We start from the raw sequence: 26,698 nt of genomic DNA on the forward strand, positions 1-26,698 counted from the left end.
TATTTGTAATCAACTGATTATTTATTTCTTTAGCTAATTCTGTTTTATCACAATAAGATTCATATGTTAAAGTTATAGTAATATTATCTTGATAAACTCCACTTAATGAATCACTAGCTTCAATAAAGCGATAACCATAAATATCTTTAACTTCAAAATTATATTCTTTGTCTTTTAAACCATAATAAACTTCATCGTTTGCAATTTGTTTATTATTAGTATCTACGTATTTTAAAGTAACAGCAGCTGTCTGTCCTTCATAATATACTTCTCCAGGTTCTGGCAGTTCACTTTGATAACCTGCTGGTCGGCCTAATTTATCGATCGTTTGTTTAAATTCTGCATAACTTGGCATACTCTCATGAGTATTCCATGCTTTTTCACCAACAACCCGCATTCTTTCAAATAATTCTGTTCTAATTTGATCCTCTGTTTTATAATTTGGTGTATCACACCATAAAGCAAATGAATTTCCTAATAAAAAGTCAGGATATGGTTCAGTATATGTCTGATCAGTTACTGTTCCATTATTATGAGAAGGTGAACATTTACCTGGATACCATTCATTGTATATTTTTTCAGCATTAGGATTAGCCCATTGATCCCACCATGAGGCAAGTACATAATACATGTATACATCTATATAACTCATAACTTTATGTCCAGCTTCAACAAATTCAGCAATCGTTGCACACCCGTTACCACCAGACCAGTAACAAATTTCAATATCACTGTCTAAAGTATAATTACTATACTTAGTAAATCGTAAACCATCGTTCCATGCCCTTGCTGTCATTCCTTTTGATTTAAGCATTGCTGAAACTTCATTAAAATATGTCATTACCTGGCTATACTGCTCTTCTGTTAAAACTGAGAAATTATCAAGGAATTCATCTCCACCAATATTCATTTTAGTACATCCTAAATCACCGAAGAATGTTGAAAATTCGTCCATCATTGAAAATAAAAATTCTTTTGCTTCTTCATTATTAAAGACATTAAAAGTCCTACTTGCTGCACTATCACTAATTACACCACTACAACTATATTGCGGAAATTGATTTAAAATATATCTTAAATGCCCAGGTGAATCCAATGAAGGAATAACATCGATATGATATTTTTTTGCTTCATTAACAATTTCAGCCATATCTTCTTTAGTATAATATTGAGAAGGATATGTAAATCCTTTAGAATTTAAAAAATCACTTTCTAATCTAAACCCTTCATTTTCAGAAAAATGAATTTGTAATGAGTTCATTTTCATCAAACTCATATCTCTAATTAAATCTTTAATCCAATCAATTGTAAAATATTTACGAGCAATATCCAAATGCATTGATCTTTCTTTAACATCTGGATAATCAGTAATTATTCCCTGTTCAACAATATTATCATTAATTTTTAACATTTGAATTACTGTCATTAAACCATAGTATATACCAATCTCATCTTGAGCAATAACATTGATTTTATTATCAATGACAATTTTATAACTTTGTTCTTTCCCTGTTAACTCTTCTACTGGAGCTATTTTTACAACAATATCATTAGCTATACTACCATCTTCATCACCAAAAACAATATTTGGAGCTTTAGATAAAACACCTGTTCCTAATAAATTGGAACTAATTAATTTTAAATCATTAAGTAAACTATCATTATTTAGTGTTCGTTCATTTCCTATAACATAAATCCTACTCTCATTACCAATTGTAAAAGTTTTATTATTATCTTTTTGGTAACTTTGTACATTAGGATAAGTAGTTGTTTGTTCAGCCGCTTTAACATTTGTCCCAAAACCAAACAATCCTGTTAGCACTAACGCAAATGATAATCCAACTTTAATAAATCTTTTCCCTTTCATTTACTTTTTCTCCTCATTTATTATTAAAATATTAGCGATTCCCGTAAATCTAATTTATTTTTCACCTCACTTTCAATTTGAGATAGTTGGAATACAAAAAAAGACCATAATATCCCTTAGATAAATTATGGTCTTGCCTGCTTAAAGTAACAATCCAACTGTATACTAATATTTTAATCTATGTATCGTTAATTGTCAAAATATTATTTATTATCTAGCTCATTTTTATGTGAATATCACTGCAATATTTTTTGATATACTAACTAAAACCATAATCTTAAAAATTATTTTATAGCAAAAAAAACATAGATGAAATCTATGTTTCCTTGCTTATAATTTCTAAACCAACTTTTACAGTAGTAATTCGATCAAATAATTTTAATTCTATAAAAGCAATTCGTTTGTGCCTGTCTATTTTTGTAATCTTACCATGGTAATCTACCAAAGGCCCACTAATGATTTCAACATCATCCCCAACAATATATCCCTTTGACATTTCAATTATATGATTATTTTTGCCAAATCTAAGTAATGATTTAGCTTCATCGACAAGAATTGGTAAGATATTACTTCCATCATTCCCCAATACTTTAGTTAAATCAGGAATAAGTTTTAAATGATTAAATAGAACATCAATATGATCTGTAATCATAAAAACATAGCCCCTAAATAAGATTTCTTCAACCTCTTCCCATTTTCCTCGATATTTTTTCATTCTTTTACATTTGGGAATAAAACAATCTTCATATATTCCTTGGGGAATTAGATGCTGACAAGTTTCTCTAATTTCTTCTTCCTTACCACTTCTTACCTGAATAACATACCAGTTATCATACATGGTCATTCCTCCACTTGGATATGCTTCGCTAGTCCACATCTAAATATGCCGACTAATTGATCTTATTACTGACTATCTTTAATAACGCGACATAGCGACGATTATTTCTGATAATCTTTTTAAATTTTCGTTTTTTGTTTGATTTTAGGTACTTTTCTTTTAAAAGGTTTTTTATATGTATATGTTGGTACCAGTTCCTGTATGAACGGTCTTATATCTTCTATTTCTTCATACGCATCTTCTTTTAAGTTTTTTAATTTTTTGAAGAATTCTTCTTCATTCATTTCTATCGGTTTACCTATATGAATCAAATTATTTGGTGTTTCCTCCAGACCCTCTTCTTTCATCAGTAATTCTTCATATAATTTTTCTCCCGGTCTTAATCCTGTATATTCTATCTTGATATCTACATCTGGCTCATATCCAGATAGCTTAATCAGATTTCTAGCCATATCTGCTATCTTGACAGGTTTTCCCATATCCAAAATAAATATCTCTCCACCCTTTGCATATGCTCCAGCCTGTAATACTAATGATACTGCTTCTGGTATCGTCATAAAATATCGAATAATATCGGGATGTGTTACTGTTACTGGTCCTCCCGCTTTTATCTGTCTTTTAAACAGCGGTATTACTGAACCATTTGAACCTAAAACATTTCCAAATCGTACTGCTACAAATTCTGTCTTAGACTTCCTGTTGTATGACTGTACGATCATTTCACAAATTCTCTTTGTTGCTCCCATTACATTGGTTGGGTTTACTGCTTTATCTGTAGATATTAAGATAAATCGTCTACTTTTATATTTATCTGCTGCTCTTACTACATTTAATGTTCCAAAAACATTGTTTTTAACTGCTTCGTTTGGTGAATCCTCCATTAATGGTACATGTTTATGGGCTGCTGCATGATATACGATCTCTGGATGATATCTTTCAAACAACGCTTCTATTCGTTTTGTATTTCTTACCGATGCTATCATTACTTCCAAATTCAACTCTGGATAAGCATCCTTTAGCTCCAGCTGAATATCATAAGCATTATTTTCATATATATCTACAATAATTAACTGTTTTGGCTTATTGGATGCAATCTGACGGCATAATTCACTTCCTATTGAGCCACCGCCTCCAGTGACCATCACTGTCTTGTCTGTTACATATCCCATAATATCTTCAAGATTAACTTCAATTGGATCACGTCCCAATAGATCCTGAACTTCAACTTCTTTGAAATCACTAATACGGATATCTCCGTTTAGTAACTGATAGCTACCAGGTAATCTTTTGATTTTACATTTAGTTTCTTTACAAATATTTAATATATCTGCCAATTCTTTTTTATCAGCTGAAGGAATTGCCACTAAAATTTCTTCTATTTCAAACTTTTCAGCTGCTTCAATAATCTTCTCTCTACCACCATAAATAACCATACCATGAACAGTCCGTCCTCGCTTAGAAGGATCATCGTCAATAAAACACATTACCTGTTTATAAACTTCACTGGAATTGACTATTTCCCGATAAACTTTTTCACCAGCCAGACCAGCTCCAATAATCATTACTTTTTCCAAATCTCTTCTTTCTTTAAGCAACCCAAAACCTAAGCGATTTTTTTCAGTCTTATAAAGTCTATAAGTAAATCTACTTCCTCCTAAAAACATCGTCAACAACATAAAGTAAATAAAATAGCTGCTGCGAGGCAAGTTTTTATCAAACAATTCAAGAATACAGATATTTACAAGACTATCTGCAACAGTAGCATAAAGAATATTTTTAAGTTCAGAAATTGAAGCAAACTGCCATAAACTATGATATAATCTAAAATAATAAAAAATTATTAAACCACATGCAATTACTGGTATAAGCATAACAGTTAAATTATCCAGGTACTTATTAGGTACAGGGCCATTGAACCTAAGTAGTAAAGCACCATATCCTGCTAACACAATACACAAAACATCTAGTAATATTAAAATAATTCTTCTAAAATTCAACTGGGACCTTTCTTTTGTTTCAGCCATCAATCTCACCCTCCCCTTCAAGATAAGTCATTAATCAATGTTAAAAAACTACAATATGACAAAATCATTTCTATTATCATAAATTTATTGTAATAAATCAAGTGCTTTTTTATTATTTCTTGTTTTTCTTATTTTTTCCTTGAAAAAATTATATATTTAGCAATTTTTTACTTTATATCCTTATTTATTATATTTATTTATAAAATTATAAAAATAAAATTCTTTATCTTTTTAATGATAATTTCTTGCAATTTATCTGTTTATAAAGCATAATACTTCTTGAAACAAATTATTTAGGAGGACGTATGGATAAAACTGAATTAAATGATGAAGTTCAAATTGACTTATCAGAATTATTTAAACTAATAAAAAAACATCTTAAGCTAATTATTATCTTTATGTTGGTTGGAATTGTTATTGCTGGTTCTTATACAACTTTTATGATTGAAAAAAAATATTCTTCACAAGGAACGATTCTTTTAAAAGCACAAGTAGTTGATGGAACAGTTGATTCGACTCAACTAAACTCAAATAACTCAATGATTGCTAACTATATAAAGTTATTACAAGGAAATAACATCCAAGATAAAATTGCTAAAAACTTAGATATATCAACCGGTTTAGTCCGTGGAGCATTACAAATATCAAACACTGAAGATACTCAAATTATTGAAATTGGTGCTGTTACAAATGACCCAGGCTTATCTAAACGAATCGTTGATGAAACGATTAGTGTATTTACAGAAACAGTTAAAGAAATGTTAGATATCTCAAATATCATCATTGTCGATAATGCAGAAATTAATACAAGTCCTGTTTCTCCAAGCCTTAAAAAGAATATGCTTTTAGGTGCAGTTGCTGGTGTTATAATATCTTTAGGTTATATTCTGCTAGCATATTTATTAGACAGTAAAATCAAAAATGGTGAAACTGCTGAACAAGTATTAGATCTACCAGTATTAGGAGCAATTCCTTATTTTGAGGATCAATAATGGAGTTTATTGATATCCATAGTCATTACGCCTGGGATATTGACGATGGTATGGCCTGTTTAGAAGATACTAAAAAAGCTTTAGTAAAAGCTAGTAAACAAGGAATAAAACAAATTATTGCTACTCCACATATTATACCTGGAACCACCAGTAATATTAACTTTATCAAGGAAAGAATCAAAGAATTTATTAAACTTGCTAAAAATTATGATATTAAAGGTTATTATGGTAGTGAAGTGATGCTCAATAGTGATTGTTTAAATTCGTTAAAAAATAATGAATTTATTTCATTAAACAATGGACCATATTTATTAGTAGAATTTAATCTTGCTCTAAACATTAATGAGGATTGTTATGATCGGCTTTATGAATACTCTTTAAAACATAAATTAGTAATTGCTCATGTTGAAAGGTATTTTCATAATAAATTAGATTTACAACTAATACAATCATGGATCAAAGATGGTCATATCATACAAGTAAACAGTTCAAGTTTTCTTGGTGAAAATGGTAAAAAGATTCAAAATAATGCTTACACATTATTAGAAAAAGGGTTAATTCATGTAATTGCAAATGATACCCATCGAATTACTAAACATAGATATCCAAATCTCAATGATACATACGAATTGCTCATAAAAAAATATTCATCTAATCAAATAAAGAAATTGATGTATGATAACCCATTAGCTATTATTAACGGGGAAGAAATATCACCTGTAGAAATACATAAAATACCTTGGTTTAAAAGGAGAAAATAAATGTTCAAGAAAAAATTAAAACATGAAAACAAATCAACTTTATTAATAACTAATCCTAAACAAAAAAATAATAAAATTGATTATAAAGAAATTTATCGTCATATTAGAACTAATATTGAATACTCGACAGTTGGTCAAGATATAAAAGCAATAAATATTACTTCTGCTGTTCCAACTGAATCAAAGAGTACTACTGCATTAAATCTAGCAATGATTTATGCTACAAAATATTCTAAAATTTTACTAATTGATGCTGATTTAAGAAAACCTGTACAACATAAATATTTGAATATTTCTAACAGTACTGGTCTTACTAATGCTCTAATTGAATATGGAAAAACAAAACAAGTTAATCAATCATGCTTTCAAAAAATAAAAGACTCATCTTTTGTAAGTGATTTAACTGTTTTAACATCTGGAGTTAAAGTTCCAAATCCTTCTGAATTGTTAAGTAATCCTGTATTTGAAGATTTTATTAAGAACCTAAAAAATGTTTATGACTTTATTATCATTGATTGTCCCCCTGTTATGATGGTTAGTGATGCTATACCAGTTGGTAATGTTGTTGATGGAACTATCTTTATTTGTTCATCAAAATCTACAAATCGTAAGGATGCCAAAGCAGCAGTTGAAGTATTACAAAAAAATAATGTCAATATTATTGGTACTGTATTGACACAAGTTGAAAATGATGGCGCAAATTCTGGATATTACTATTATTACTACTACTAATGGATCAAAAGAAAAATAATATTATCTTTGTCGTTGTTGTTTTAATTTTATGCGCTATCATTGCTTTAATTTTCTTTTATGATCGTAATAGAACACAAAACTTTATCAGTAAATTTACCGATAATAGTAACAAAGTCGTAGACACTAACGAAAATAAAGAACCTAAAGAAACAGACAACACCGATAAAAAAGATAATCCAGAAACTGTTATCCCAACCTTATATTGTGTAGGTGACAGTACTACTTTAGGTAGTGAAAACAAAAATAATTCCTATCCAGCTTATCTAAATAATTTAGCAAACTTTAACATAAAAACAATTGGTGATGATAAAATCACTAGCTCAGCATTACTTGTAAAATTAGGAGTTACACCTGTATATGTTGACAAACTAACTATTCCAGCTTCTACCACCCCTACTCCAATCGTATTTTTAAATCAGGGTGGTAAAGCTAATAACGAACTTTTAAAAAGCCAAGGCTCTATTGATAGTGTTACAATTAATGGCGTTACCGGCAAGATTACTTATCGTTATGAAGGTAATACATTATTATTTACTCGCGATCAGCCTGGTGAACAAACAATTATTAATTCACCAACTTTGATACAAGTAAATAATAATATAGAACCAAATGGCATTTTAATTCTATATACTGGTGCATATGAAGAGAGTATAAAAGGTAGTTTAGTTAGATATCAAAAAGAAATTATTCAAGCTTTTAACACTGAAAATTATCTTGTTGTATCATTAACTCAAAATGATCGTAATGAAACTAATGAGTCATTACGAGCTGCTCATGGAGAACACTATTTAGACTTTAAAAGCTATTTATTATCGAATGGATTACAAGATGCTGGTATAACCCCTACTGCTCAAGATTTACAAGATATAGCTGAAAACAAAATACCAACAAGTCTTAAAGCTAATGAAATAAATGGTAATGATAAATATTCTCAATTATTATCAAAACAAATTTTAGATAAATTAACTACATTAAAATATATAAATAAAAATATTATTAAATAATTTATAAAATCCTTGTTATTTATTAAAAAAAAGGATATTATATAAATATATAGCTACTCGAAGAGGAGGAAGAAAAATGAAAAAAATAGTAAGTTCATTACTTGTAGTTTGCCTTCTAGTAATAACAACTATCACACCTGCATGGGCAGTTGGTTCTTTAAATGAAAACGAAAAAGAAGTATTAGCTGCTTTAAAATCTACTGTAAATGTTGATGGAGCAACAATTGGTTTACAAGCTGCTGATATCAATACAGCTGAAAATTATATGATGCAAGATGGTTTTGATTTAACTACTGAACAAAAAAACACTATTATTAATAATGTTGAAGCAACTAAAGCTTATTTACAAGCTAATCATATTAAAGATTTTAATTCAATTACAAGACAGCAGGCTTATGATATCTTAGAATTTATTCAAGCTGCTGCAAATGCTATTGGTTTAACAGTTAAACTAAACGCTGCCGATAGAACGATTTCTTTCTATGATGGTGATAAATTAGTTTATGTAACAACACAAGTTATCAAAAAGACAGGTTATGATATAACTCAAACTGCAGTTATTGCAGCTGGTTTAGTTGTAATTTTATTAGGTGCAGGATATTACGCTAAAAAGAAACATCTATTTGCTAAATAATGAAATTCAATCATAGACAACGTAAAATAATGGCACTAATTTTAGTGCCATTATCTTTTACATTTATTTGTTATATAACACTATACTTACTAATTAGTCCTGTAATTGAGCCTTTAATGTCTATATATAGCTTAATTTCTAGTGACTATGCACCTACCTTAAATGATGAAAATTCTACTGATTTATATGCAAATAAATTAGTTGCTTCTGATGTTATTAAAGCATCTCAAATAATTCAACCAGAATATGGTGATTTATTTGGAAAACTATCAATTGATTCTGTAAATATTAAAGTAAATTTATACTATGGTGATGGAAGAGAACAGTTACGTAATGGTATTGGTTTATTTAGAGGATCGTTTCTTCCTGGTTTTAATCGGACTTTGCTAATTGCAGGACATTCTATCCCTTATTTTGAACCTTTAGGTGATATTAAAATAGGTGATATTATTAAAATATCTACACACTATGGTGATTTTGAATATAAGATTACTAATACTAAAATAGCTGATGCTAATGATAGCTCTAACTATGATTTAGAGCAAAAAGAACAAGAAAAGTTAATTTTATATACTTGTTATCCGTTTGAAATAATTGGTTACAAATCCCAACGTTTATTTGTTTATGCAGATAAAATAAGTGGACCAACTATATTGGAGGGACAATAATATGAGTAAAAGAAGCAGCCGTAGTAAAATATCATTTTTATTAGCTTTATTGTTAACGATCTTTATTAGCATATTTATTGTAATTACTGTTACAAAAGTAACTATTATGAATCCTAATTACTTGATTTCTAAAATGGAAAGTGCTGATTTTTATCAACAATCTATAGTTAATTTAAATAAGCAGATCCAACAAGAAACTCAATCAACTGGATTTCCTTTAGAAATGTTTGAAAATTATATTGATGAAAAATCAGCTGATAAAATCATGAAGAACTATATTCAAACTGCTTTTTCTACAGGTAATACTAATATTGATACATCAACATTTGAATCATCATTATCTAAAGATATTGATGACTATCTTGAATCAGCTAATATCATTATTAATAGCGAAGAAAAAATAGCTATTTCTACCTTAAAAGCTAATTTAATTGATTATTTTAAAACATACTTAACATTTCCATATTTAGATTTAGTAATTAATCTTATTAATACCTATAATACATATTATTATATTATAGCCGTAATTTTATTGATTCTTATTCTAACTAGCGGATTTATTTTATACCGCTTATATAGCCATTATCGTGGCAGGAGAAGATATTTTGCCTATGCATTATCTAGTGCTGGATTAATTTGTCTGGCTTTGCCAGGCTTTATATACTTTGGTAATTTTGTTAATAAAATAAGTTTATCACCAAAGTACTTTTATGATTTTATTACTTCTGCTATCAATAGCTATTTGCTTATTTATGTTGTTATTGGTATTGTAATGATAATAATTGGTAATAGTATCGCTTATCTTAAATTCAAGAAAAGATAAATAAGATATTAAAAGGAGAAGCTGCATAAGCAAACAGCTTCTCTTTTTTGATGAGTCAGTATCATCTTCATTATTATTTTTTAATAAATAATGTAATGATAACATTTCTATTACCTAATATGAGTTTATAAGATATCTTTTATTTTTACGAGTCAATAATAAATTACAAATTAATTACCTTTACAGAAAATTAGATAATCTAAATAGATTATAATATCATCCTCTTTAAATAATCAAAGAAGGTCTTAAATATATATTTCTACATTTTCATCAGGAACTTTGGTAGGTTCAAATCATTGTGTTCATGACTAAGTATCATTTTATTTTTCACAATTAGCAGCATTTTACTGATCCATGAAAAAATAAAATTAATATATCAGTAAGAATGATAATTTTTCAATAATAATTTCAAATATTACTATAAACACATCTTATAAATAGCTTCTATATCAGAAGAATTGAGATTTTTGGGACCTGTTATTACATCGCCAAAACAAGCATGTTCAGCCATCTCTTTAAAATGCTTACTGTCAATGCCCAAATCAGAAAGATTAGCCTTTAATCCAAGCGTATTGAAACAAAAATCTGAAATTGCTTTAATTGTTTTCTTTGCCCCAAACATTTCTTCAAGGTTTTCTTCTATGTTAAACACCTTTACACCAAGACGATAAATTGCAGGAGCTGTCTTTTCGCTTAAAATATATTCAAGCCAACGAGGAGTTATAATTGCCAATCCGTGACCATGGGTAATATCATAATAAGCGGAAAGTTCATGCTCCATTGCATGACAGGCGCACCCATGGACTGTTCCTGCATCAAGAACTGTATTAAGTGCCATAGAAGAAGCCCACATAAGATTTGCTCTTGCTTCATAATTATTAGGCTCTTTCATTGCAACAGGTGTCCACTTTACAACAGCACGCATAACTGCCTCCTGAAATTCTAAAATCATATCAAATGTTGCCTCTCCTGCAAAATAATAGTTATCCAAAACGTGGTTAAAAATGTCAAATGCACCGCAAACTGTCTGATATGTTGGAAGTGAAAAACTAAGTTCTGGATTTTCAAAGGCAACTTTAGGAATAAGTGCACTACCACCAAGACCAATTTTTTCGTTGGTATCCATGTTAGAAATTACAGCCCAAGTATCCATTTCTGAACCTGTTGCAGCATTTGTAAGAACTGCAACAACGGGTAAAGCCTCTGTCACCCATACATTATTTGATACTAATTTCCAAATATCTCCGTTTTCGGTCATTGCTGCTGCCGCAATTCCCTTTGAGCAGTCAATTGTAGAGCCGCCACCTACTGCTAATACAACATCAATATTTTCTTTTTTGCAGATTTCTGCCCCCTTATTTACAGTTGTGTGACGAGGATTTGGCTCAACGCCTGCAAGCTCAAATACTTCTAAGTCATTTATTTTAAGTAATTCATTTACGGCATCATAAAGTCCACTTTTTTTAATTGAACCGCCTCCATAAACAAGTAGCACCTTTTTGCCAAACTTTAAAAGTTCTTCAGGCAAGTGGGCAAGCTGATTTTTTCCGAAATATACTTTATCGGGATTATGAAAAATAAAATCGTTCATTATTCGTATCTCCTTTATTTATAACTTATTTTCTTTTTTGTATGCATTTTCTAAGTGAAACATCCCTTTATATTGCCTTTCCTGCATACTAATATATAATGTAATAATAAATAGGTGTCATAAATACAACGACTTTAAATTTAACTTTTTAATTTGGATACAATTACACCTTTGTATTTTTTGCATAATTATTTATTTTCATTGTATTATGTCCGATTTATTACACACCATGAATAAATTCATTAGCAATTGTATTAAAACTGCTATTTTCACGTAGCGCTTTTATTCAACTATTTTCATCCAAGATAATAATTCATCTTTTGTTGTACTTACTGAAAATCTTTTACCGTTTTTCAAAATAGCTTTCTTACAAGATGGAGCTAATTCACTGTTTGTGTTTCCCATTTTGCTACCACCTGATGTAGCAAAAGGAATAATCGTCTTACCTGTCAAATCGTAGCTTTCCAGAAATGTATTGATAATTGTTGGAGCTACGTACCACCAAATTGGAAACCCAACATAGATAACATCATACTGTTCCATATTTACTACTTTATTTGCAATAGCAGGTCTAAAACTTTTATTATTCATCTCGATGCTTGAACGACTTTTCTTGTTTGTCCAATCGAGGTCTGCTGATGTATACGATTGTGCTGGTACTATTTCATGTAAATCACCACCAACTGTTAAAGCCAATGTTTTTGCAAGATCTGCAGTAGTACCGCTTGCACTAAAATATGCTACTAATTTCTTACTCATAATCTTATCTCCTTTATCTAAGTTTGTTGTATTCTTCATCACTTACTTCTTCTAGCCATTCATTTGTGCAGTTTTCACCTGGCACTTCAACAGCAATGTGTGAAAACCAGCTATTTGGCGCAGCACCATGCCAATGCTTGATACCAACAGGAATATTGATAACATCTCCTTCTTTTAATAAAACTGCTTTTTTACCCCATTCCTGATAATAACCTTGACCTGAAATACAAATCAAAATCTGTCCACCACCCTTTTTTGCGTGATGAATATGCCAATTATTACGACATTTAGGTTCAAAGGTTACATTATAAATACCAACTTGTGATGTTGAAAGAGGAGCAAGGTAACTTTGACCTTTAAAATATTTTGCAAAGTCATCATTGGGTTCCCCAATTGAAAATATCATACTGCGTTCATGTTCTGCCTTTGCATTCATACCCGTTGTTTCTTCCTTCCAAACTTCTTTTGCAGCTTTAAAAGCTGCCCAAGCTTTTGGCCAACCAATATAAAATGCAACATGCGTAAGAATTTCCGCAATTTCTGTTTTTGTAATACCATTCTTTTTTGCTGCCATTAAATGATATTGGAAAGAAGAATCAATAACTCCTAAAGACATTAAAGCAACGACGGTTATCAATGAACGGTCACGAAGAGAAAGCTTATCATCTCTAGACCATACTTCTCCGAACAATACATCATCGTTTAACTCGGCAAATTTCGGAGCAAATTCGCCTAAAGTATCTCTACCCGCTGTTTGTTTTACTACCATATATTAAACCTCCATTTTATTAGTCCCAAGTTAATCTTCCTGTTTTTACTGCTGATTCATATCTTGAAATCTTATAGTTTAATTTATCAAGAGTTTTCTCTAATTGTTTTTGCTGTATCAATAATATGTCTTTTTGCTCTTTTAACAAATCAAGTCTTGCCTGTAAAGTAGAATTACCCTCACCATACAATTTCAAATATTCAATTAAAGCTTCGATTGGAAGTCCCGCTGCTCTAAAACATTTCGCATTTTCTACCCAAGCAATATCCTCTTCTTGATAATCTCTAATGCCACTTGCCGTTCGAGTCACACGCGGAATAACACCAACTCTTTCATAATATCTTAATGTTTCAGATGGAATACCAAATTTTTCACTTACTTCCTTAATTGTTAAACCCATAATTCTTTCTTCTCCTTTCTTATCTGATATGATTATACAACTTTGAGTTAACTCAAAGTCAAGAGTCTTTTTAAAAATATATTATAATTTTTAAACAAGTCTTAGCAAACATAAATGCTCGAAGATGTAATAAAATAAAAAAGATTTACAACTAAATAGAGAGTCACCTGTAATGTCACTATATACCAGACAATAAGAAACATAATACTAATCCAATAAAATTATGGAATTGTTATCAGACAAAAGTTGATACAAAAAAATGACTCCAGTCTTTTAAAACATATAGATAATTAAAACAAACTAGTTTTCTTATTACTTTCTACAAAAATAAAACGATCAATAAATACCATAGGTATTACCAAAAGAACGACAAAAATAGCATAACCTAATGATTACACCCTGCAACTTTATTTAAAATACAAAACTTTGGGGCACCTTCCTTATGGAAAGTGCCCCAACTACATCTTATAAAATAAATTATTTTCTTAAACCTAAGCTTTCACAAAGATTTGAATATCTTTCAATATCTTTATTTTTCAAATATTTTAATAAATCTCTTCTACGTCCAACTTTTTTCAATAAACCTCTATTTGAATGTTTATCTTTTGGATGTTGTTTGAAATGTCCATTTAATTTGTTGATATCTGCAGTTAATACTGCGATTTGTACTTCTGGAGATCCTGTATCTCCTTCTTTAGTAGCATACTTTTGCATAATAGCTGTTTTTTCAGTTTTAGATAACATAATCTATAATCCTCCTCTATTTTTAACTTAGCTAACTCCAAGCTATACGTCGAGTACTCATATATCCTAGATGTTGCCGCAATTAATATTTTATCAAATATTATGATAATGTCAAGTTAATTATTTTTTTCACGAATAAAAATAAAATTATTTTGATCAGATTTTTCGTGATGAAAACTATATCCCAATCCTTTAAATTCTTTTACTTGTTCAAAATTTGTAACTCTATTTTTAATTAAAAAACGAACCATTTCTCCACGAGCCTGTTTTACATATACACCTATCTCTTTAAAAATATTTCCTTCTTTTTCCATAAAAAAACATTTAACATAATTAATATTTTGATCTAAATATTTTTTCAATATCCTAGTATACTGTTTTGCACCTAAATCTAGAATTTCATAATCATCTTTAATTAATTCTTGATAGATTTTGTTACCCCAAAACTGATATAAATTATGATATTCTTCAAAAGCTAACTTATTATTTAATTCTAAACGATATGGTACAACACCATCAAATGGTTTTAAAACACCATAAAATCCTGAAAGTATTCGTATATATTTTTTAGTATACTCATAATCTTCATTAGTTAAAATATGTGCTGCCAGATTATTATACTGAATTCCATCATAGGCTAATAAAGCAGGTACAGTATTACTTTTTAAATCGATATATTGATAATTTCTATAAGCTTCTTGTGCAATTTTATCACTACATTTTAATAATTGTTTAATTTCTTGAATACTTAACTTTTTTAAATATTTCAAAATGATTTCAGTTTCTTTTAAAAATACTGGCTCACTTTCAACTTCAAGATAATCAATATCATCTTTCATTCTTTTCGCTGGGGTTATTACTATCTTCATTATTAATCACCTATAACATTTATCACTTTCTTTTTATTCATTGTCATCTAAAATAATAAGTTTTAAAGATCTAATCACAATAATGTTCTATTTGAATAAAATCTAGTTAATTTTAACATGTTTACCATCTATTTAAAAGAACTATAAGAATAGAACAAAATCATACCTATAAATAAAAAGCCTTATATATTGATTTTATTTATTATAATAATTATTTAGCTATACTTGATAAAGACTAATATACTTCTGTTTTCATAGATAAAAAATCAATAAATACAACAAACTTTCAAAATTAAAAGTTATCCATTTGTCTAATTAGCTACATATTATCTTATAATTTCTAATTATATAGTAATTAATCTAGCCTCCAATCAACTTCTATTTGTATGTCTTTTTGACTATTTTTTTATATCTTCATAAATGTCTGCAAAGCCTTATTTTATCGGCTTTACGGGCAATTTAGCTTTTATGGTAAACTTCCATCTATTTTCTTATATTTTCCCTGTCAATCGTGGTTAAAATTATGATAAATACTTCTTTATACGATTAGATGCTAAACCTCTGATTTTGCGGTATCTAACCAGTCCACTGTGATACCATGTTGTCCGTCTTGATGAATGACAGTTAGGTTTATTCCTGTTGCTTTGTCAATGCGACTTTCTCTTTGGAATCATTTTCTATAACTTCATTCAACTTGAAATCAAAGGGATTTTTCCTCACACAATCATCTTGTATGGCTATGTAGAATGACGCTTTTAACGAGCGTTTATGTATTGATGGAAAAAACTTTTATTTTCATGCGTAATGCACATTCCTTAGCGTCGGAAGGTTTTACCATATCAATATTGTCCTCTTTTAATAAACGTATGAGTTGTTTTCGTTGTTTCTGTTTTTTTCACAATTGTTCTCCGTGTTTCCTGTTTGGTATAGAGCAGGTAAAATGTCTTGTGCTGTCGATACCGTCCTCAATACCTCGTCTTTTTTCTTTTCTGTGCTGGATGATCAAGAGGAAAAAAGGTGTGAAGTATTGCCAAGTTCATTGATAATTAGACAAAGTAACACAGATTCTATAATATGAATTGATACTGCATAAAAACAATAATTGGAAGATAGTTATTACAATATACTGTTTATATCCGGCAAAAGAATTTTTAAAAAATATATTCTTATGCTCTATAAATAAAAAACTGTGATTGTTCTCACATTCTTGTGATTTAACAAAAGTCACAGTTTTTATTGATAGATCCTATCAAACAACTTAATGGTTATTACAATTTAATTCAACCTCTTCTCCTTCTGAAATTAACTTTTTGACATGTTTTTCTCCCCAATTACACAAAATATCCAATACTTCCGACAGACTTTGTCCATATTCACTTAGAGAATACTCAACGCGTGGTGGTACTTCTTGGTAAACTTTTCGAATTATAATATTGTCTCGCTCAAGCTCTCGAAGTTGTTGAATTAACATTTTTTGACTAATATGAGGGATTTTTTTTTGAAGTTCATTTGTTCTTAAATTTTTATGTCTTAGGTTACATAGAATAATAGGTTTCCATTTTCCTCCGATAACATCCATTGTTGCTTCTACACCTATGTTATAAATTTTCATTAAAATCTCCTTCCTTTAAGCAAAACTTACTTTTTGGTTAGTATATTACTTTAAAGTAGGTACTTTACAAATAATTTGCTTTATAGTTATAATACGCTCATATTCAACAAAAGTAAAGGAGAAACAAAATGAAAAACCTATTTTATACACTAAACAATCAATATAAAATTCCAGGAATTGGATTTGGGACATTCCGTACTGCTAATGGAACAGAAACTGAAAATTCTGTATCCCATGCTCTAAAGGCTGGTTTTAGGCATATAGACTGTGCTGCAGCTTATGGAAATGAAGAAAGTGTTGGTTCAGCTATAAAAAAAGCAAATGTGAAGCGAGAAGAGCTTTTCATCACAAGTAAACTTTGGAATGATAACAAAGGATATGAAGAAACAAAAAAGGCTTTTGAAAAGACATTACATGATTTACAATTAGCTTACATTGACTTATATCTCATTCATTGGCCTATTGCAAAAGCTTCTAAAGAAAATTGGCAAGAAAAAAATTTAGAAACATGGCGGGCTTTTGAAGAACTTTATGAAGAGGGAAAAATCAAAGCAATAGGCGTTAGCAATTTCATGCCACATCATTTAAAACCATTGATGGAAAAAGCCAAAATCAAACCTATGGTCAACCAAATTGAAATTCACCCTGCCATGCTACAAACAGAAACAGTAGATTATTGCAAAAAGAATGATATACTTGTAGAGGCATGGGCACCATTCTCTAACGGGCAGATTTTTGAAAATCGTACCCTTAAAGAATTGGCAGAAAAATATGATAGATCAGTCGCTCAAATAACATTACGTTGGATTATGCAACAGGAAATTGTTCCACTTCCAAAATCTATTACGCCACAACGTATCTTTGAAAATCTGAATATTTTTGATTTTACTATTTCTAATGAAGATATGAATAAAATTAATAATATTACCGATTGTCCAGGTTCGGGTTTACACCCTGACCATGTTGATTTTTAATTAGGGAGTTGATATTATGAAAGTCATAGCATTTAATGGTAGTCCAAAAAGCAAAGGAAATACATACAACGCTATTCGTATTGTAACAGATGAATTGGAAAAAGCAGGGATTGAAGTGGAAATCATACATGTTGGCAATAAACTGATACGTGGTTGTATGGCATGTGGTGAGTGTGCTAAAAATCAAAATGAACAATGTATTATGAGGAATGATGAAGTAAATAGCTGGATTCAAAAAATGAAAGGGGCAGATGGTATCCTCTTAGGTTCTCCTGTTCACTACGCTGGTATCGGTGGAACTATGAAATCATTTTTAGATAGAGCATTTTATGTAGCGTCTGTAAATCGCGGAATGTTTCGTCATAAAGTAGGAGCAAGTATTGTTGCTGATAGACGTTCTGGTGGTGTATCTACTTTCGATCAATTAAATCACTTTTTGAATTATTCTGAGATGATTATACCCGCTTCAAATTATTGGAATGTGTCTTATGGGACAGAGCCCGCTGAGGTCTTAAAGGACACAGAGGGAACACAGATTATGAGAGTTCTTGGGAAAAATATGGCATGGCTTCTTAATGTCATGGATAAAGGCAAAGAAAAAGTAGATGAAATAACCCCTGAAGAAAAAGTATTTATGAATTTTATCAGATAAGATGGGTGTAATTTATATGGAAAAATATTATAATAGAGTTTTCTGAAAAAAAAAGAAGTTTACAGTAAATCCAAAACAAGAAAATGACCTATTCATAAATCCACTTACAAGTACTGTACTAAATTAAAGTGGTGATTTGCTTTTAAAAGAGTTTGACCTGTTATGTTTCCTTTATTTCTATAGAGAACAGAGATTTACTAAAGAACAACTTTTTGAATGTGTCTGGGGATTTGAAAATATGCCAAAAGATACCAGCATCTTTCCTCTTTCATTCGTAAACTGTGAAAAAAGATTAAACCCGACCTAGATAATCTGATATACATTATCACTGTCTGGAATGTGGGTTATAAATTTAATAAACAAAAACCGTAACTGTTTTCACATATCGTGATGTGTTAGTTAACAATTACGGTTTTTATTTATATAGTCATATCAAAGCCCATATAATCGTGGTAAATTCGTGATAAAATATTATATTTTCTATACTTTAAAATAATTGAAAACATTGCATTTATGCGGATAATCAAAAATCAGATATAAAAACTTTATATTATTATTTATAGCTGATTAAAATACGTATCGCATCATAAAACCTCAACATACACTAATTTAGCATGGTCTAGATAAATTGTCATAAAAATATCTTTACTAGGTTCATTATCAATATTATTATGTAAAAAAGCTTAATTTTAATAATTGAACTTATTTCCATAAATAATTTAAATAAACAATATTTTCTTTTTGCCAAGAAGCTTCATTATGCTCACCATTTTCTGCTATTAATATATAACAATTAGCCTTTAACTTAATAAAATAATCATTAAAGACTAAAATATTTTTAAGGGTTTCATCAATATTATGTGTCTCTTTTTTTCCAAAACTAAAATATACCCTAGTATCACTATTAATCTCTTGATTATTTAATTCGAGTTTTAAATCTTTCATACATAACGAAATTGCAGGTGAAATACAAGCTGCTTTAGAAAAATATTGATTATATTTGATTACTGAATATAGAGCCATTAATCCCCCCATTGAACTACCTGCAATTCCTGTACATTCTCTAAATGGATAAGTCCGATATTTTTTATCAATTATTGGTTTTAACTCATTTATTAGCCATTCCATCAGCTGTTTACCTCTACCAGTAATTGGTCCAAAATAACCATTTTTTATATCATATGGACAATACTCATTTAAACGTTCATTACCACTATGATTACACTCAATCCCAACAATAATCAATGGTTTATCATAATTATCCATAAATTCTTTTAATCCCCATGACTTACCATATGTAGCATCTTCGTCATAAAATAAATTATGTCCATCAAACATATACATAACAGGATATCTTCTATTACTAAATAAATATTCATTAGGTAAATAGACATGAACTGTTCTAATCAGATCAAATGGTGTAATCTTAATACTAAATTTTTCAATCATAACTTCTCCTAATAACCAAATATTTTTACTGCTTTTTTCATTTTTTTTATAATTTCTACTCCAAAAGGACAATTACTTTCACAACTTCTACATTCTATACACTCACTTGCATGATGTTTCAATAAAGCATAATGATCTCTAACTGTTTCAACTACCTCTTTTTTTGCAATACACAAATCAGTAAACTTATTAATATCAGCAACCGAAATTCCTTTTACACATGGTGCACAATGTCCGCAATAAACGCAATTACCAATAAAAGAATGCTTAGGAATACTAGCTAAAATATTAGCATAATCTCTTTGGCTTGATTCTGCCCTTTCATATTCTAATGCTTCCAGCAATTCATCAATTGTACGACTTCCAGCCATTACCGATACTACACCTGGTCTTGTTAAAGCATAATGAATACATTGCAAAGGTGTCATTTTCACTTTAAATGGTGATAATTTTTCATCTAGTAAATCGCCACCTCCAAAAGCCTTCATTACAGTAATAGCAACTCCCTGACTTTGGCACAACTCATATAATTCTTGTCGAACAGGATCTATATTTACTAGCGGTTTCTCGTAATTTTTATCATCCCATAAATCATTCACTTCTTCACTTGGAGGAAGCATATCATAGCATGGATTAATTGAAAATAAAATTACATCAATTAATCCAGTTCTAACTGCTTTAATAGCTATATAAGGATTATGTGAACTAATACCAAGATACTTTATAATTCCTTGCTTTTTTAATGTTAATGCATATTTAATAATTTCACCATTAAATATATTATCAAAATCACTTTCAGCATCAATATAATGAATCATTCCAATATCTATATAATTAGTTTGTAATCTCTTTAAAAGATCGCTAAATCCTTCTTTGACTTCATCAATATTACGAGTTCTTAAATATTGGTCATTCTTCCAAATAGTACATAGATGTCCCTCAATTATCCACTGCTTACGCATACCTTCTATTGCTTTACCAAAAGCTTCACGAGCATCAGGATTAGATGAATAAAAATCAATAAAATTAATTCCATTTTCATATGCCTTATCAACAAATAGTTTTACTTCATCAATACTTTTATTTACAAATCCTTCACAACCTAATGCAATCTCACTTACTTTAATTCCTGTTCTTCCCAATATACGATAATTCATATTCTCACCTCCGTTATATTTTACATGTTAAAGTAAACTTTATGTCAAGTAAATATATATTATTTATGAAAAACATATCTAAAATAATTAGATATGTTTGACTTTCCTATTTAATAATATAAGCCTAATCGTATATACTACAATTACTACAAAAAGAAGACCAACAAATATTAATGTATACCAATTTGGTAAATTTAAACTTAAAGAACTATTAATTGTTAAAAACGAAAAATTAAGAGTTAAAAAAAACTTACTAGTTATTAATAATTCTCTTGTTAATGAGTATACTTTTTCACGATTAATTTCATTGACCTCAACACCTATATTCCATATTTTTGTACAACGTTCAACAAAACTTAATCCTAAATACATTATTATTCCAATGACTAAAGGAATAATAAGTTCACTTTTATTCCCCCAACGATCAATTATTCCATTACCATTATAATGACCTGGAATTTTTTGAGGAATGGTATTCCAAAATATAATTAAATATAAAATCGTACCTATCAACACTAATAATGATAAAATATTTAAAACTGTCTGATATTTTGTAGCCTTAATTTTATTCATTTTATTTACCCCTTTTTAATATTATCTTTTTTGATAACATATTTGTACTATTCCATTATAGCAAGCCTTTGCAACTAATTTTAGTTTTATCTCACTATTATTATTATTAAATAATTTAACACCTCCACCTAATATAGTTGGTATGATAGTTATATGATATTCATCAATTAAATTAAGTTTAATTAATTGATTAACAATATTTGCACCTCCACAAATCCAAATATTCTTACCTTCTGTTTTCTTTAATCTTTGAATTAAATTAAATAATTTTTCATTTGTAAAAATAATCTCTTCTTGATTTAAAAGTAAACGATGGGTAATAACATAGGTCATCATATCTTTATAAGGCCAGTTATTTTTTGATAGTTCATTTACTATTTGATAATAAGTTGTATATCCCATTATAATCGTATCAATATTTGTAATAAATTCATTATAACTACTGTCTTCTTGATTATTTGAATTCTCCCCAATCATCCAATCTACTTTCATATCTTTATTTGCAATATAACCATCTAAACTCATTCCAATATACAAAATTACTTTTTTCATGTATGATCTTCCTTTATTTTCCACAATCTAAAAACTTGCTCCACAGTATTTATTATGTTCATTTCTGCTCTTTGTTTATTCATTGCTTCAGATAAAGTAACAATGTTTCTTAAAATTGAAAAATATGCATCTATTCCAATATCATTACACATATTTGCATCATTTGAAACTGACCCTGCAAACGCAATTACTGGAAGATTATACTTTTTAGCTAATTTAGCCACTCCAATAGGGGCTTTACCCATTGTTGTTTGAAAATCAAGATTACCTTCACCTGTTATTACAAGATCCGCATCCTTAATATCCTCTTCAAAATTTATTTCTTTTAAAATTAACTTACTTCCTAAATCTAACTGAGCATTTAAAAAAGTTAAAAAAGCAAATCCTAACCCCCCAGCTGCTCCAACCCCTGGATAATCAGCATTAGCTAAAGGATATATTTTCTTTGATAAAATCGCATATCTATTTAACCAATTATCCATTTCCTCTATTAATTCTTTGTCAGCACCTTTTTGAGGCCCATATACAGTACTAGAACCTAACAAACCACATAGAGGATTATTAACATCACAAGCAATCATAAAATCACATTCTTTTAAAACTGGTAATGCCTTATCAGTTTTAATTATTTTAAGATTCTTCAGCCCCAATGCTCCAAAATCAACCTGTTTACCATCTTTATCTAATAATTCAAACCCTAGAGCTTGAAGCATTCCAATTCCACCATCATTAGTAGCACTACCACCGATACCAATAATAAAACGTCGACATCCTTGGTTTATTGCATCCTTAATGACTTGACCTAACCCATATGTAGTTGTATATAGCGGATTTCTTTTAGATTCAGGAACTAAAGTTAATCCTGATACTTGTGCCATTTCAATAACTGCCATAGTTTTAGATTCAATAATTCCATAACAACAATTGACCATCTCGCCTAAAGGTCCAGTAACTTTTACTGTTCGTAATTTACCGTTTAAGCCCGCTATTAATGCCTCAACTGTTCCTTCACCACCATCAGCTAATGGTTTTATTACAATCTCACTATTTAAATATACTCGTCTAATTCCTTTTTCGATTGCTTTACCAGCTTCAACTGAAGATAAACTTCCCTTAAATGAATCCACTGCAATTACAATTTTCATATTTTCTACTCAACTTCAAAAAATAATTGATTTTCTTTTCTTGAAGAACAAGACTTTACCATTAATCTACCAGCAATCTTTAAAAGCAATGGATTTATCTGCCGAGCATGATTTGGACAAATATTTACGCAACGCATACATGAAATACACTTATTTTTATCAACTGATTTTAACGACTCTAATGAAATAGCCTGAGTTGGGCATGTTCTAGCACATATGCCACATCCATTACACCGTTTATTTCCTTTGGGCTTAAAAGGTACCCCTTTATATTGACGATACGGAAAATTCCCTGGTATTTTTAAATCATCATACTTCTCTTTAGTCTCGATTAAGTGTATGATTTCTTTACTAAAAACTTCTAACTGCATTTTATCCATTTCATTAGGTCGATCACTTGCAAATTGATTCATAATTGAATGTTTAGCTACTGCACTTACTGCCGCAATTGAATTAAAACCATTATCTTTCATTACTTCTTTAAGCTCAAGTAAAGTATCCTCATAATCACGATTACCGTAAACTACAATTAAAATTGTTCTTGTATAATCACCTTTAATTTTTGCTAGCCTCTTAATTACAATATCTGGAACTCTGCCGCCATAAGAAGGAACAGCTATCATGCATATATCATCTCGTTCTAACTGATATCTTTTATCAAAACCTTGAACTGATAAATCAACTAACTCCTTTTCAATTTGCCATTTTTCCATCATAATATCTAATATTCTTTTAGTCCCACCTGTAGGGCTAAAATATACACAATATAATTTCATTAAACTACCACCTTCTACTCTTCTTAACTCAATATAACATACACCATTAATTATATGCTACTATTTTTAATTTGCAATCATGCTAGGATAAAATCGGAAAATAAAACTATTTGTTTAATAAGTTTGATTTTTTCATCCCTTTACCAAATCTCCCTGCTATACTACAGAATTCATTATAATTATAAAATAAAAGATGTTAAACAAATAAGTTTAACATCTAACCAATATTTTACCGCTTATCATTATCATCAAAAATATCACCACATTCTGGACAAAATTTTGGTGGGTGATAAGGATCCTCTGGTTCCCAACCACATTTATCACATCGATACAGTGGAGCATCTACAGGTTTAGGTTTACCACACTCACTACAAAATTTTCCCTTATTAATATTACCACATGAACACAACCAGCCCTCTATCTTTGGCTTACCACACTCTACACAAAATTTACCAGTATTTTTTGTCCCACATGAACAATTCCACTCATCTTGATTTAACTTAGAATCAGTTGATTGAGATGATTCTTGAGACATTTTATATAAATCTTGAGCATTTATCCCTCCAGCATTTTGAGCCATATTCATTCCCATAAAACCAATCATCGCTCCACCTTCATTACTAGCTGCACCTTTTAAAGCTTCACTTTGTGCTTCGACAAGTGTCGCTGCTGCCATTGATGGATTTTTAAAGATTGCAGTTCGTTGAGCATTTTTAATTAATTCTTCATCCTCTTTATTTGCAACTATTGAATTAATTGCCAATGAAGCAATTTTAATTCCCCTTAATTGATACCATTTCTTATCTAAAATTTCATTTAAAGCATCAACAATTTCTGTAGTATGCCCAGGAAGAGCACTATAACGAATCCCTTGTTGCGAAATTTTAGCAAAAGCTGGCTGTAATGCAGTAAGTAATTCAGCCTTTAAAGTACTATCTATTTCTTCACGATTAAATTCATTACTTATATTTCCACAAACATTAGTATAAAAAAGTAATGGATCAACTATTTTATATGAATAAGTTCCATGACAACGTACAGAAATATCGATATCCAAACCAATATTAGCATCTACAACTCTAAATGGAACTGGATTAGCCGTACCATATTTATTATCCAATATTTCCTTTAAATTAAAATAATAAACTCTTTGATCCTTACCAGTATCTCCACCATACGTAAACCTTCTCTTTACTGTTTCAAATGTATTATGAATGCCTTCACCCAAGCCTCCAACAAATATACTTGGTTCACTAGAACTATCAAATGTAAATTGACCAGGTTCTGCACAAACTTCAATAATTTTACCCTGTTCAACAATAATCATACACTGCCCGTCAGCTACTGCAATCCCACTGCCATTAGAAATAATATTCTCTTCACCTTTACGATTAGATGAACGATCACTTGTCTTTTTCTGACCCTTTACAACTAAAATATCCTTATCGATTCCATCACAATAAAAGAACTCTTTCCACTGATCTGCTAAAGTTCCCCCAACGGCTCCTATTCCTGCTTTTATTAATCCCATAAATAATTCTCCTTCCTTTTCATTTTAATAATTTCAATAATTCTAAAGGATGATCAAACACATATGTTGGTCCATAAATCCCTTCACTAGAAACACTTCCCCAAGTAGCATATCCAAAATCAACTCCTGCACTATTTGCAGCTTGATAATCACTTAAAGAATCTCCAATATAAATAACTTCACCTGGTTCTAATCCAATTTCTTTTAAACACTTTAAAAGAGGCTCCGGATCTGGTTTATGTTTCAGTGTATCATCAGCAAGAATTGCTATTTTCATATATTTATCAATTCCTTTTTCAACAACATCTATTTGATACTGCTTTACCGTTTTTGATGATACAATTGCTTGAACCATTCTTCCATTAAATTTATTAAATACTTCTTCAAATCCCTCAAATAGCGTTGCACCATTTTCAAATTCATTAACATATTTAACCCATCTAGCATAAGTTTTTTCTCTATCATCTATATTCAAATCAGCCAACGTTTCCATTCCAGGCCAAGCTGCATATTTAAGTACCTCCTCATAAGCAACTTTATTCCCGGTTTCTTCTTCAATAATTTTCATCAATGGCAACATATTCATTTTTAAAGTATCTAAAATGGTTCCATCAAGGTCATATATGATAGCTTTATAATTCTCCATCTTATTCCTCCAGCATATTTATTTTAACATATCTATTAAATCTTTACTATTATTGTCGAATCTAATTTAGATATTAAAATTATAACAATAAATATAATATTCCTCTATAGTTATATTAAAGAATTTTAGATACAT

At 29.6% G+C, this 26,698-nt stretch carries 27 protein-coding genes and 1 pseudogene; 9 read left to right on the top strand and 19 right to left on the bottom strand.

Going from position 1 to position 26,698, the window contains the following annotated elements:
* The 3 genes from ACLR9T_RS10500 to ACLR9T_RS10510 form a co-directional block, all read right to left on the bottom strand.
* Nucleotides 1–1,867: family 20 glycosylhydrolase (locus tag ACLR9T_RS10500; RefSeq protein ID WP_413109496.1), on the bottom strand; the 1,867-nt coding region annotated here is incomplete at its 3' end.
* 316 nt (nucleotides 1,868–2,183) lie between these two features.
* On the bottom strand, nucleotides 2,184–2,744 hold the full coding sequence (loaP, locus tag ACLR9T_RS10505; RefSeq protein WP_413109497.1) for an antiterminator LoaP: 561 nt from the start codon (nucleotides 2,742–2,744) through the stop codon (nucleotides 2,184–2,186).
* A gap of 80 nt (nucleotides 2,745–2,824) precedes the next feature.
* Entirely contained in the window at nucleotides 2,825–4,729 is a 1,905-nt protein-coding gene (locus tag ACLR9T_RS10510; RefSeq protein WP_413109498.1) for a polysaccharide biosynthesis protein, read from the bottom strand.
* 305 nt (nucleotides 4,730–5,034) lie between these two features.
* On the opposite strand from ACLR9T_RS10510, the gene ACLR9T_RS10515 reads away from it, so the two are divergent.
* From ACLR9T_RS10515 to ACLR9T_RS10545, 7 genes are all read left to right on the top strand, one after another.
* Nucleotides 5,035–5,721 (top strand): YveK family protein, encoded by a 687-nt coding sequence (locus tag ACLR9T_RS10515; RefSeq protein ID WP_413109499.1) that lies wholly within the window; start codon nucleotides 5,035–5,037, stop codon nucleotides 5,719–5,721.
* Nucleotides 5,721–6,482: a tyrosine-protein phosphatase gene (locus ACLR9T_RS10520; RefSeq protein WP_413109500.1), complete on the top strand. Its 762-nt coding sequence runs from the start codon at nucleotides 5,721–5,723 to the stop codon at nucleotides 6,480–6,482. The genes ACLR9T_RS10515 and ACLR9T_RS10520 overlap by 1 nt, the downstream gene beginning before the upstream one ends.
* Nucleotides 6,483–7,214: a CpsD/CapB family tyrosine-protein kinase gene (locus tag ACLR9T_RS10525; protein WP_413109501.1), complete on the top strand. Its 732-nt coding sequence runs from the start codon at nucleotides 6,483–6,485 to the stop codon at nucleotides 7,212–7,214. It begins immediately after the preceding gene.
* Nucleotides 7,214–8,239, top strand: coding sequence for a hypothetical protein (locus ACLR9T_RS10530; RefSeq protein ID WP_413109502.1), 1,026 nt, complete (start codon nucleotides 7,214–7,216; stop codon nucleotides 8,237–8,239). The genes ACLR9T_RS10525 and ACLR9T_RS10530 overlap by 1 nt, the downstream gene beginning before the upstream one ends.
* A gap of 76 nt (nucleotides 8,240–8,315) precedes the next feature.
* Complete coding sequence (locus ACLR9T_RS10535) at nucleotides 8,316–8,873, top strand: LPXTG cell wall anchor domain-containing protein (protein WP_413109503.1); 558 nt, start codon at nucleotides 8,316–8,318, stop codon at nucleotides 8,871–8,873.
* On the top strand, nucleotides 8,873–9,541 hold the full coding sequence (locus ACLR9T_RS10540) for a class D sortase (RefSeq protein WP_413109504.1): 669 nt from the start codon (nucleotides 8,873–8,875) through the stop codon (nucleotides 9,539–9,541). Before ACLR9T_RS10535 ends, ACLR9T_RS10540 begins: the two co-directional genes overlap by 1 nt.
* A gap of 1 nt (nucleotide 9,542) precedes the next feature.
* Nucleotides 9,543–10,364 (top strand): hypothetical protein, encoded by an 822-nt coding sequence (locus tag ACLR9T_RS10545; RefSeq protein ID WP_413109505.1) that lies wholly within the window; start codon nucleotides 9,543–9,545, stop codon nucleotides 10,362–10,364.
* 418 nt (nucleotides 10,365–10,782) lie between these two features.
* Here the strand turns inward: ACLR9T_RS10545 and ACLR9T_RS10550 are convergent, their stop codons facing one another.
* From ACLR9T_RS10550 to ACLR9T_RS10585, 8 genes and pseudogenes are all read right to left on the bottom strand, one after another.
* Nucleotides 10,783–11,955 (bottom strand): iron-containing alcohol dehydrogenase, encoded by a 1,173-nt coding sequence (locus tag ACLR9T_RS10550; protein WP_413109506.1) that lies wholly within the window; start codon nucleotides 11,953–11,955, stop codon nucleotides 10,783–10,785.
* A 282-nt stretch (nucleotides 11,956–12,237) separates the two neighbouring features.
* On the bottom strand, nucleotides 12,238–12,714 hold the full coding sequence (locus ACLR9T_RS10555) for a flavodoxin (protein WP_413109507.1): 477 nt from the start codon (nucleotides 12,712–12,714) through the stop codon (nucleotides 12,238–12,240).
* A gap of 13 nt (nucleotides 12,715–12,727) precedes the next feature.
* The gene (locus ACLR9T_RS10560) at nucleotides 12,728–13,483 is read right to left on the bottom strand and encodes a carboxymuconolactone decarboxylase family protein (protein ID WP_413109508.1); all 756 of its coding nucleotides are present in this window, start codon (nucleotides 13,481–13,483) and stop codon (nucleotides 12,728–12,730) included.
* A 19-nt stretch (nucleotides 13,484–13,502) separates the two neighbouring features.
* Nucleotides 13,503–13,883, bottom strand: coding sequence for a MerR family transcriptional regulator (locus tag ACLR9T_RS10565; protein ID WP_413109509.1), 381 nt, complete (start codon nucleotides 13,881–13,883; stop codon nucleotides 13,503–13,505).
* 477 nt (nucleotides 13,884–14,360) lie between these two features.
* Entirely contained in the window at nucleotides 14,361–14,627 is a 267-nt protein-coding gene (rpsO, locus tag ACLR9T_RS10570) for a 30S ribosomal protein S15 (RefSeq protein ID WP_413109510.1), read from the bottom strand.
* 116 nt (nucleotides 14,628–14,743) lie between these two features.
* Nucleotides 14,744–15,496 carry a peroxide stress protein YaaA gene (yaaA, locus tag ACLR9T_RS10575; protein WP_413109511.1) on the bottom strand — a complete coding sequence of 251 codons (753 nt, stop codon included), beginning with the start codon at nucleotides 15,494–15,496 and terminating at the stop codon, nucleotides 14,744–14,746.
* Between the two features lie 633 nt (nucleotides 15,497–16,129).
* Nucleotides 16,130–16,499, bottom strand: a pseudogene (locus tag ACLR9T_RS10580) (site-specific integrase); the annotation flags it as partial.
* Nucleotides 16,500–16,754: 255 nt separating this feature from the next.
* Nucleotides 16,755–17,108 carry a winged helix-turn-helix transcriptional regulator gene (locus ACLR9T_RS10585; protein ID WP_413109512.1) on the bottom strand — a complete coding sequence of 118 codons (354 nt, stop codon included), beginning with the start codon at nucleotides 17,106–17,108 and terminating at the stop codon, nucleotides 16,755–16,757.
* Between the two features lie 128 nt (nucleotides 17,109–17,236).
* Between ACLR9T_RS10585 and ACLR9T_RS10590 the strand changes: the two genes are divergently transcribed.
* Nucleotides 17,237–18,082, top strand: a complete 846-nt coding sequence (locus tag ACLR9T_RS10590) for an aldo/keto reductase (protein WP_413109513.1) — start codon at nucleotides 17,237–17,239, stop codon at nucleotides 18,080–18,082.
* A gap of 16 nt (nucleotides 18,083–18,098) precedes the next feature.
* Nucleotides 18,099–18,734, top strand: a complete 636-nt coding sequence (locus ACLR9T_RS10595; protein ID WP_413109514.1) for a flavodoxin family protein — start codon at nucleotides 18,099–18,101, stop codon at nucleotides 18,732–18,734.
* Between the two features lie 702 nt (nucleotides 18,735–19,436).
* Here ACLR9T_RS10595 and ACLR9T_RS10600 read toward each other — a convergent pair.
* From ACLR9T_RS10600 to ACLR9T_RS10635, 8 genes are all read right to left on the bottom strand, one after another.
* Nucleotides 19,437–20,183: an alpha/beta hydrolase gene (locus ACLR9T_RS10600; RefSeq protein WP_413109515.1), complete on the bottom strand. Its 747-nt coding sequence runs from the start codon at nucleotides 20,181–20,183 to the stop codon at nucleotides 19,437–19,439.
* An 8-nt stretch (nucleotides 20,184–20,191) separates the two neighbouring features.
* Nucleotides 20,192–21,340, bottom strand: coding sequence for an aldo/keto reductase (locus tag ACLR9T_RS10605; RefSeq protein ID WP_413109516.1), 1,149 nt, complete (start codon nucleotides 21,338–21,340; stop codon nucleotides 20,192–20,194).
* A gap of 87 nt (nucleotides 21,341–21,427) precedes the next feature.
* The gene (locus ACLR9T_RS10610; protein ID WP_413109517.1) at nucleotides 21,428–21,913 is read right to left on the bottom strand and encodes a DUF1648 domain-containing protein; all 486 of its coding nucleotides are present in this window, start codon (nucleotides 21,911–21,913) and stop codon (nucleotides 21,428–21,430) included.
* A 21-nt stretch (nucleotides 21,914–21,934) separates the two neighbouring features.
* Complete coding sequence (locus tag ACLR9T_RS10615; protein ID WP_413109518.1) at nucleotides 21,935–22,465, bottom strand: dihydrofolate reductase family protein; 531 nt, start codon at nucleotides 22,463–22,465, stop codon at nucleotides 21,935–21,937.
* Nucleotides 22,462–23,610, bottom strand: a complete 1,149-nt coding sequence (locus tag ACLR9T_RS10620) for a glycerate kinase (RefSeq protein WP_413109519.1) — start codon at nucleotides 23,608–23,610, stop codon at nucleotides 22,462–22,464. The genes ACLR9T_RS10615 and ACLR9T_RS10620 overlap by 4 nt, the downstream gene beginning before the upstream one ends.
* Before the next feature lie 5 nt (nucleotides 23,611–23,615).
* Nucleotides 23,616–24,386 carry an EFR1 family ferrodoxin gene (locus ACLR9T_RS10625; RefSeq protein ID WP_413109520.1) on the bottom strand — a complete coding sequence of 257 codons (771 nt, stop codon included), beginning with the start codon at nucleotides 24,384–24,386 and terminating at the stop codon, nucleotides 23,616–23,618.
* Nucleotides 24,387–24,615: 229 nt separating this feature from the next.
* On the bottom strand, nucleotides 24,616–25,917 hold the full coding sequence (locus ACLR9T_RS10630) for an SPFH domain-containing protein (protein ID WP_413109521.1): 1,302 nt from the start codon (nucleotides 25,915–25,917) through the stop codon (nucleotides 24,616–24,618).
* A gap of 19 nt (nucleotides 25,918–25,936) precedes the next feature.
* Complete coding sequence (locus ACLR9T_RS10635) at nucleotides 25,937–26,563, bottom strand: HAD family hydrolase (protein WP_413109522.1); 627 nt, start codon at nucleotides 26,561–26,563, stop codon at nucleotides 25,937–25,939.
* Between the last annotated feature and the right edge of the window lie 135 nt (nucleotides 26,564–26,698).

This window comes from Thomasclavelia sp. (assembly GCF_047249845.1).
Lineage (GTDB): Bacteria > Bacillota_I > Bacilli_A > Erysipelotrichales > Coprobacillaceae > Thomasclavelia.

Excerpts from the sequence above, each read along its gene's own strand:
- ACLR9T_RS10600 (WP_413109515.1), bottom strand. The coding sequence starts at position 20,183 with ATGATTGAAAAATTTAGTATTAAGATTACACCATTTGATCTGATTAGA.
- ACLR9T_RS10520 (WP_413109500.1), top strand. The coding sequence starts at position 5,721 with ATGGAGTTTATTGATATCCATAGTCATTACGCCTGGGATATTGACGAT.
- ACLR9T_RS10535 (WP_413109503.1), top strand. The coding sequence starts at position 8,316 with ATGAAAAAAATAGTAAGTTCATTACTTGTAGTTTGCCTTCTAGTAATA.
- ACLR9T_RS10595 (WP_413109514.1), top strand. The coding sequence starts at position 18,099 with ATGAAAGTCATAGCATTTAATGGTAGTCCAAAAAGCAAAGGAAATACA.
- ACLR9T_RS10590 (WP_413109513.1), top strand. The coding sequence starts at position 17,237 with ATGAAAAACCTATTTTATACACTAAACAATCAATATAAAATTCCAGGA.
- loaP (WP_413109497.1), bottom strand. The coding sequence starts at position 2,744 with ATGTGGACTAGCGAAGCATATCCAAGTGGAGGAATGACCATGTATGAT.
- ACLR9T_RS10615 (WP_413109518.1), bottom strand. The coding sequence starts at position 22,465 with ATGAAAAAAGTAATTTTGTATATTGGAATGAGTTTAGATGGTTATATT.
- ACLR9T_RS10565 (WP_413109509.1), bottom strand. The coding sequence starts at position 13,883 with ATGGGTTTAACAATTAAGGAAGTAAGTGAAAAATTTGGTATTCCATCT.
- ACLR9T_RS10625 (WP_413109520.1), bottom strand. The coding sequence starts at position 24,386 with ATGAAATTATATTGTGTATATTTTAGCCCTACAGGTGGGACTAAAAGA.
- ACLR9T_RS10555 (WP_413109507.1), bottom strand. The coding sequence starts at position 12,714 with ATGAGTAAGAAATTAGTAGCATATTTTAGTGCAAGCGGTACTACTGCA.
- ACLR9T_RS10610 (WP_413109517.1), bottom strand. The coding sequence starts at position 21,913 with ATGAATAAAATTAAGGCTACAAAATATCAGACAGTTTTAAATATTTTA.
- ACLR9T_RS10525 (WP_413109501.1), top strand. The coding sequence starts at position 6,483 with ATGTTCAAGAAAAAATTAAAACATGAAAACAAATCAACTTTATTAATA.
- ACLR9T_RS10510 (WP_413109498.1), bottom strand. The coding sequence starts at position 4,729 with ATGGCTGAAACAAAAGAAAGGTCCCAGTTGAATTTTAGAAGAATTATT.
- ACLR9T_RS10620 (WP_413109519.1), bottom strand. The coding sequence starts at position 23,610 with ATGAAAATTGTAATTGCAGTGGATTCATTTAAGGGAAGTTTATCTTCA.
- ACLR9T_RS10630 (WP_413109521.1), bottom strand. The coding sequence starts at position 25,917 with ATGGGATTAATAAAAGCAGGAATAGGAGCCGTTGGGGGAACTTTAGCA.
- ACLR9T_RS10530 (WP_413109502.1), top strand. The coding sequence starts at position 7,214 with ATGGATCAAAAGAAAAATAATATTATCTTTGTCGTTGTTGTTTTAATT.
- ACLR9T_RS10515 (WP_413109499.1), top strand. The coding sequence starts at position 5,035 with ATGGATAAAACTGAATTAAATGATGAAGTTCAAATTGACTTATCAGAA.
- rpsO (WP_413109510.1), bottom strand. The coding sequence starts at position 14,627 with ATGTTATCTAAAACTGAAAAAACAGCTATTATGCAAAAGTATGCTACT.
- ACLR9T_RS10540 (WP_413109504.1), top strand. The coding sequence starts at position 8,873 with ATGAAATTCAATCATAGACAACGTAAAATAATGGCACTAATTTTAGTG.
- ACLR9T_RS10635 (WP_413109522.1), bottom strand. The coding sequence starts at position 26,563 with ATGGAGAATTATAAAGCTATCATATATGACCTTGATGGAACCATTTTA.
- ACLR9T_RS10605 (WP_413109516.1), bottom strand. The coding sequence starts at position 21,340 with ATGAATTATCGTATATTGGGAAGAACAGGAATTAAAGTAAGTGAGATT.
- yaaA (WP_413109511.1), bottom strand. The coding sequence starts at position 15,496 with ATGAAGATAGTAATAACCCCAGCGAAAAGAATGAAAGATGATATTGAT.
- ACLR9T_RS10560 (WP_413109508.1), bottom strand. The coding sequence starts at position 13,483 with ATGGTAGTAAAACAAACAGCGGGTAGAGATACTTTAGGCGAATTTGCT.
- ACLR9T_RS10550 (WP_413109506.1), bottom strand. The coding sequence starts at position 11,955 with ATGAACGATTTTATTTTTCATAATCCCGATAAAGTATATTTCGGAAAA.
- ACLR9T_RS10585 (WP_413109512.1), bottom strand. The coding sequence starts at position 17,108 with ATGAAAATTTATAACATAGGTGTAGAAGCAACAATGGATGTTATCGGA.
- ACLR9T_RS10545 (WP_413109505.1), top strand. The coding sequence starts at position 9,543 with ATGAGTAAAAGAAGCAGCCGTAGTAAAATATCATTTTTATTAGCTTTA.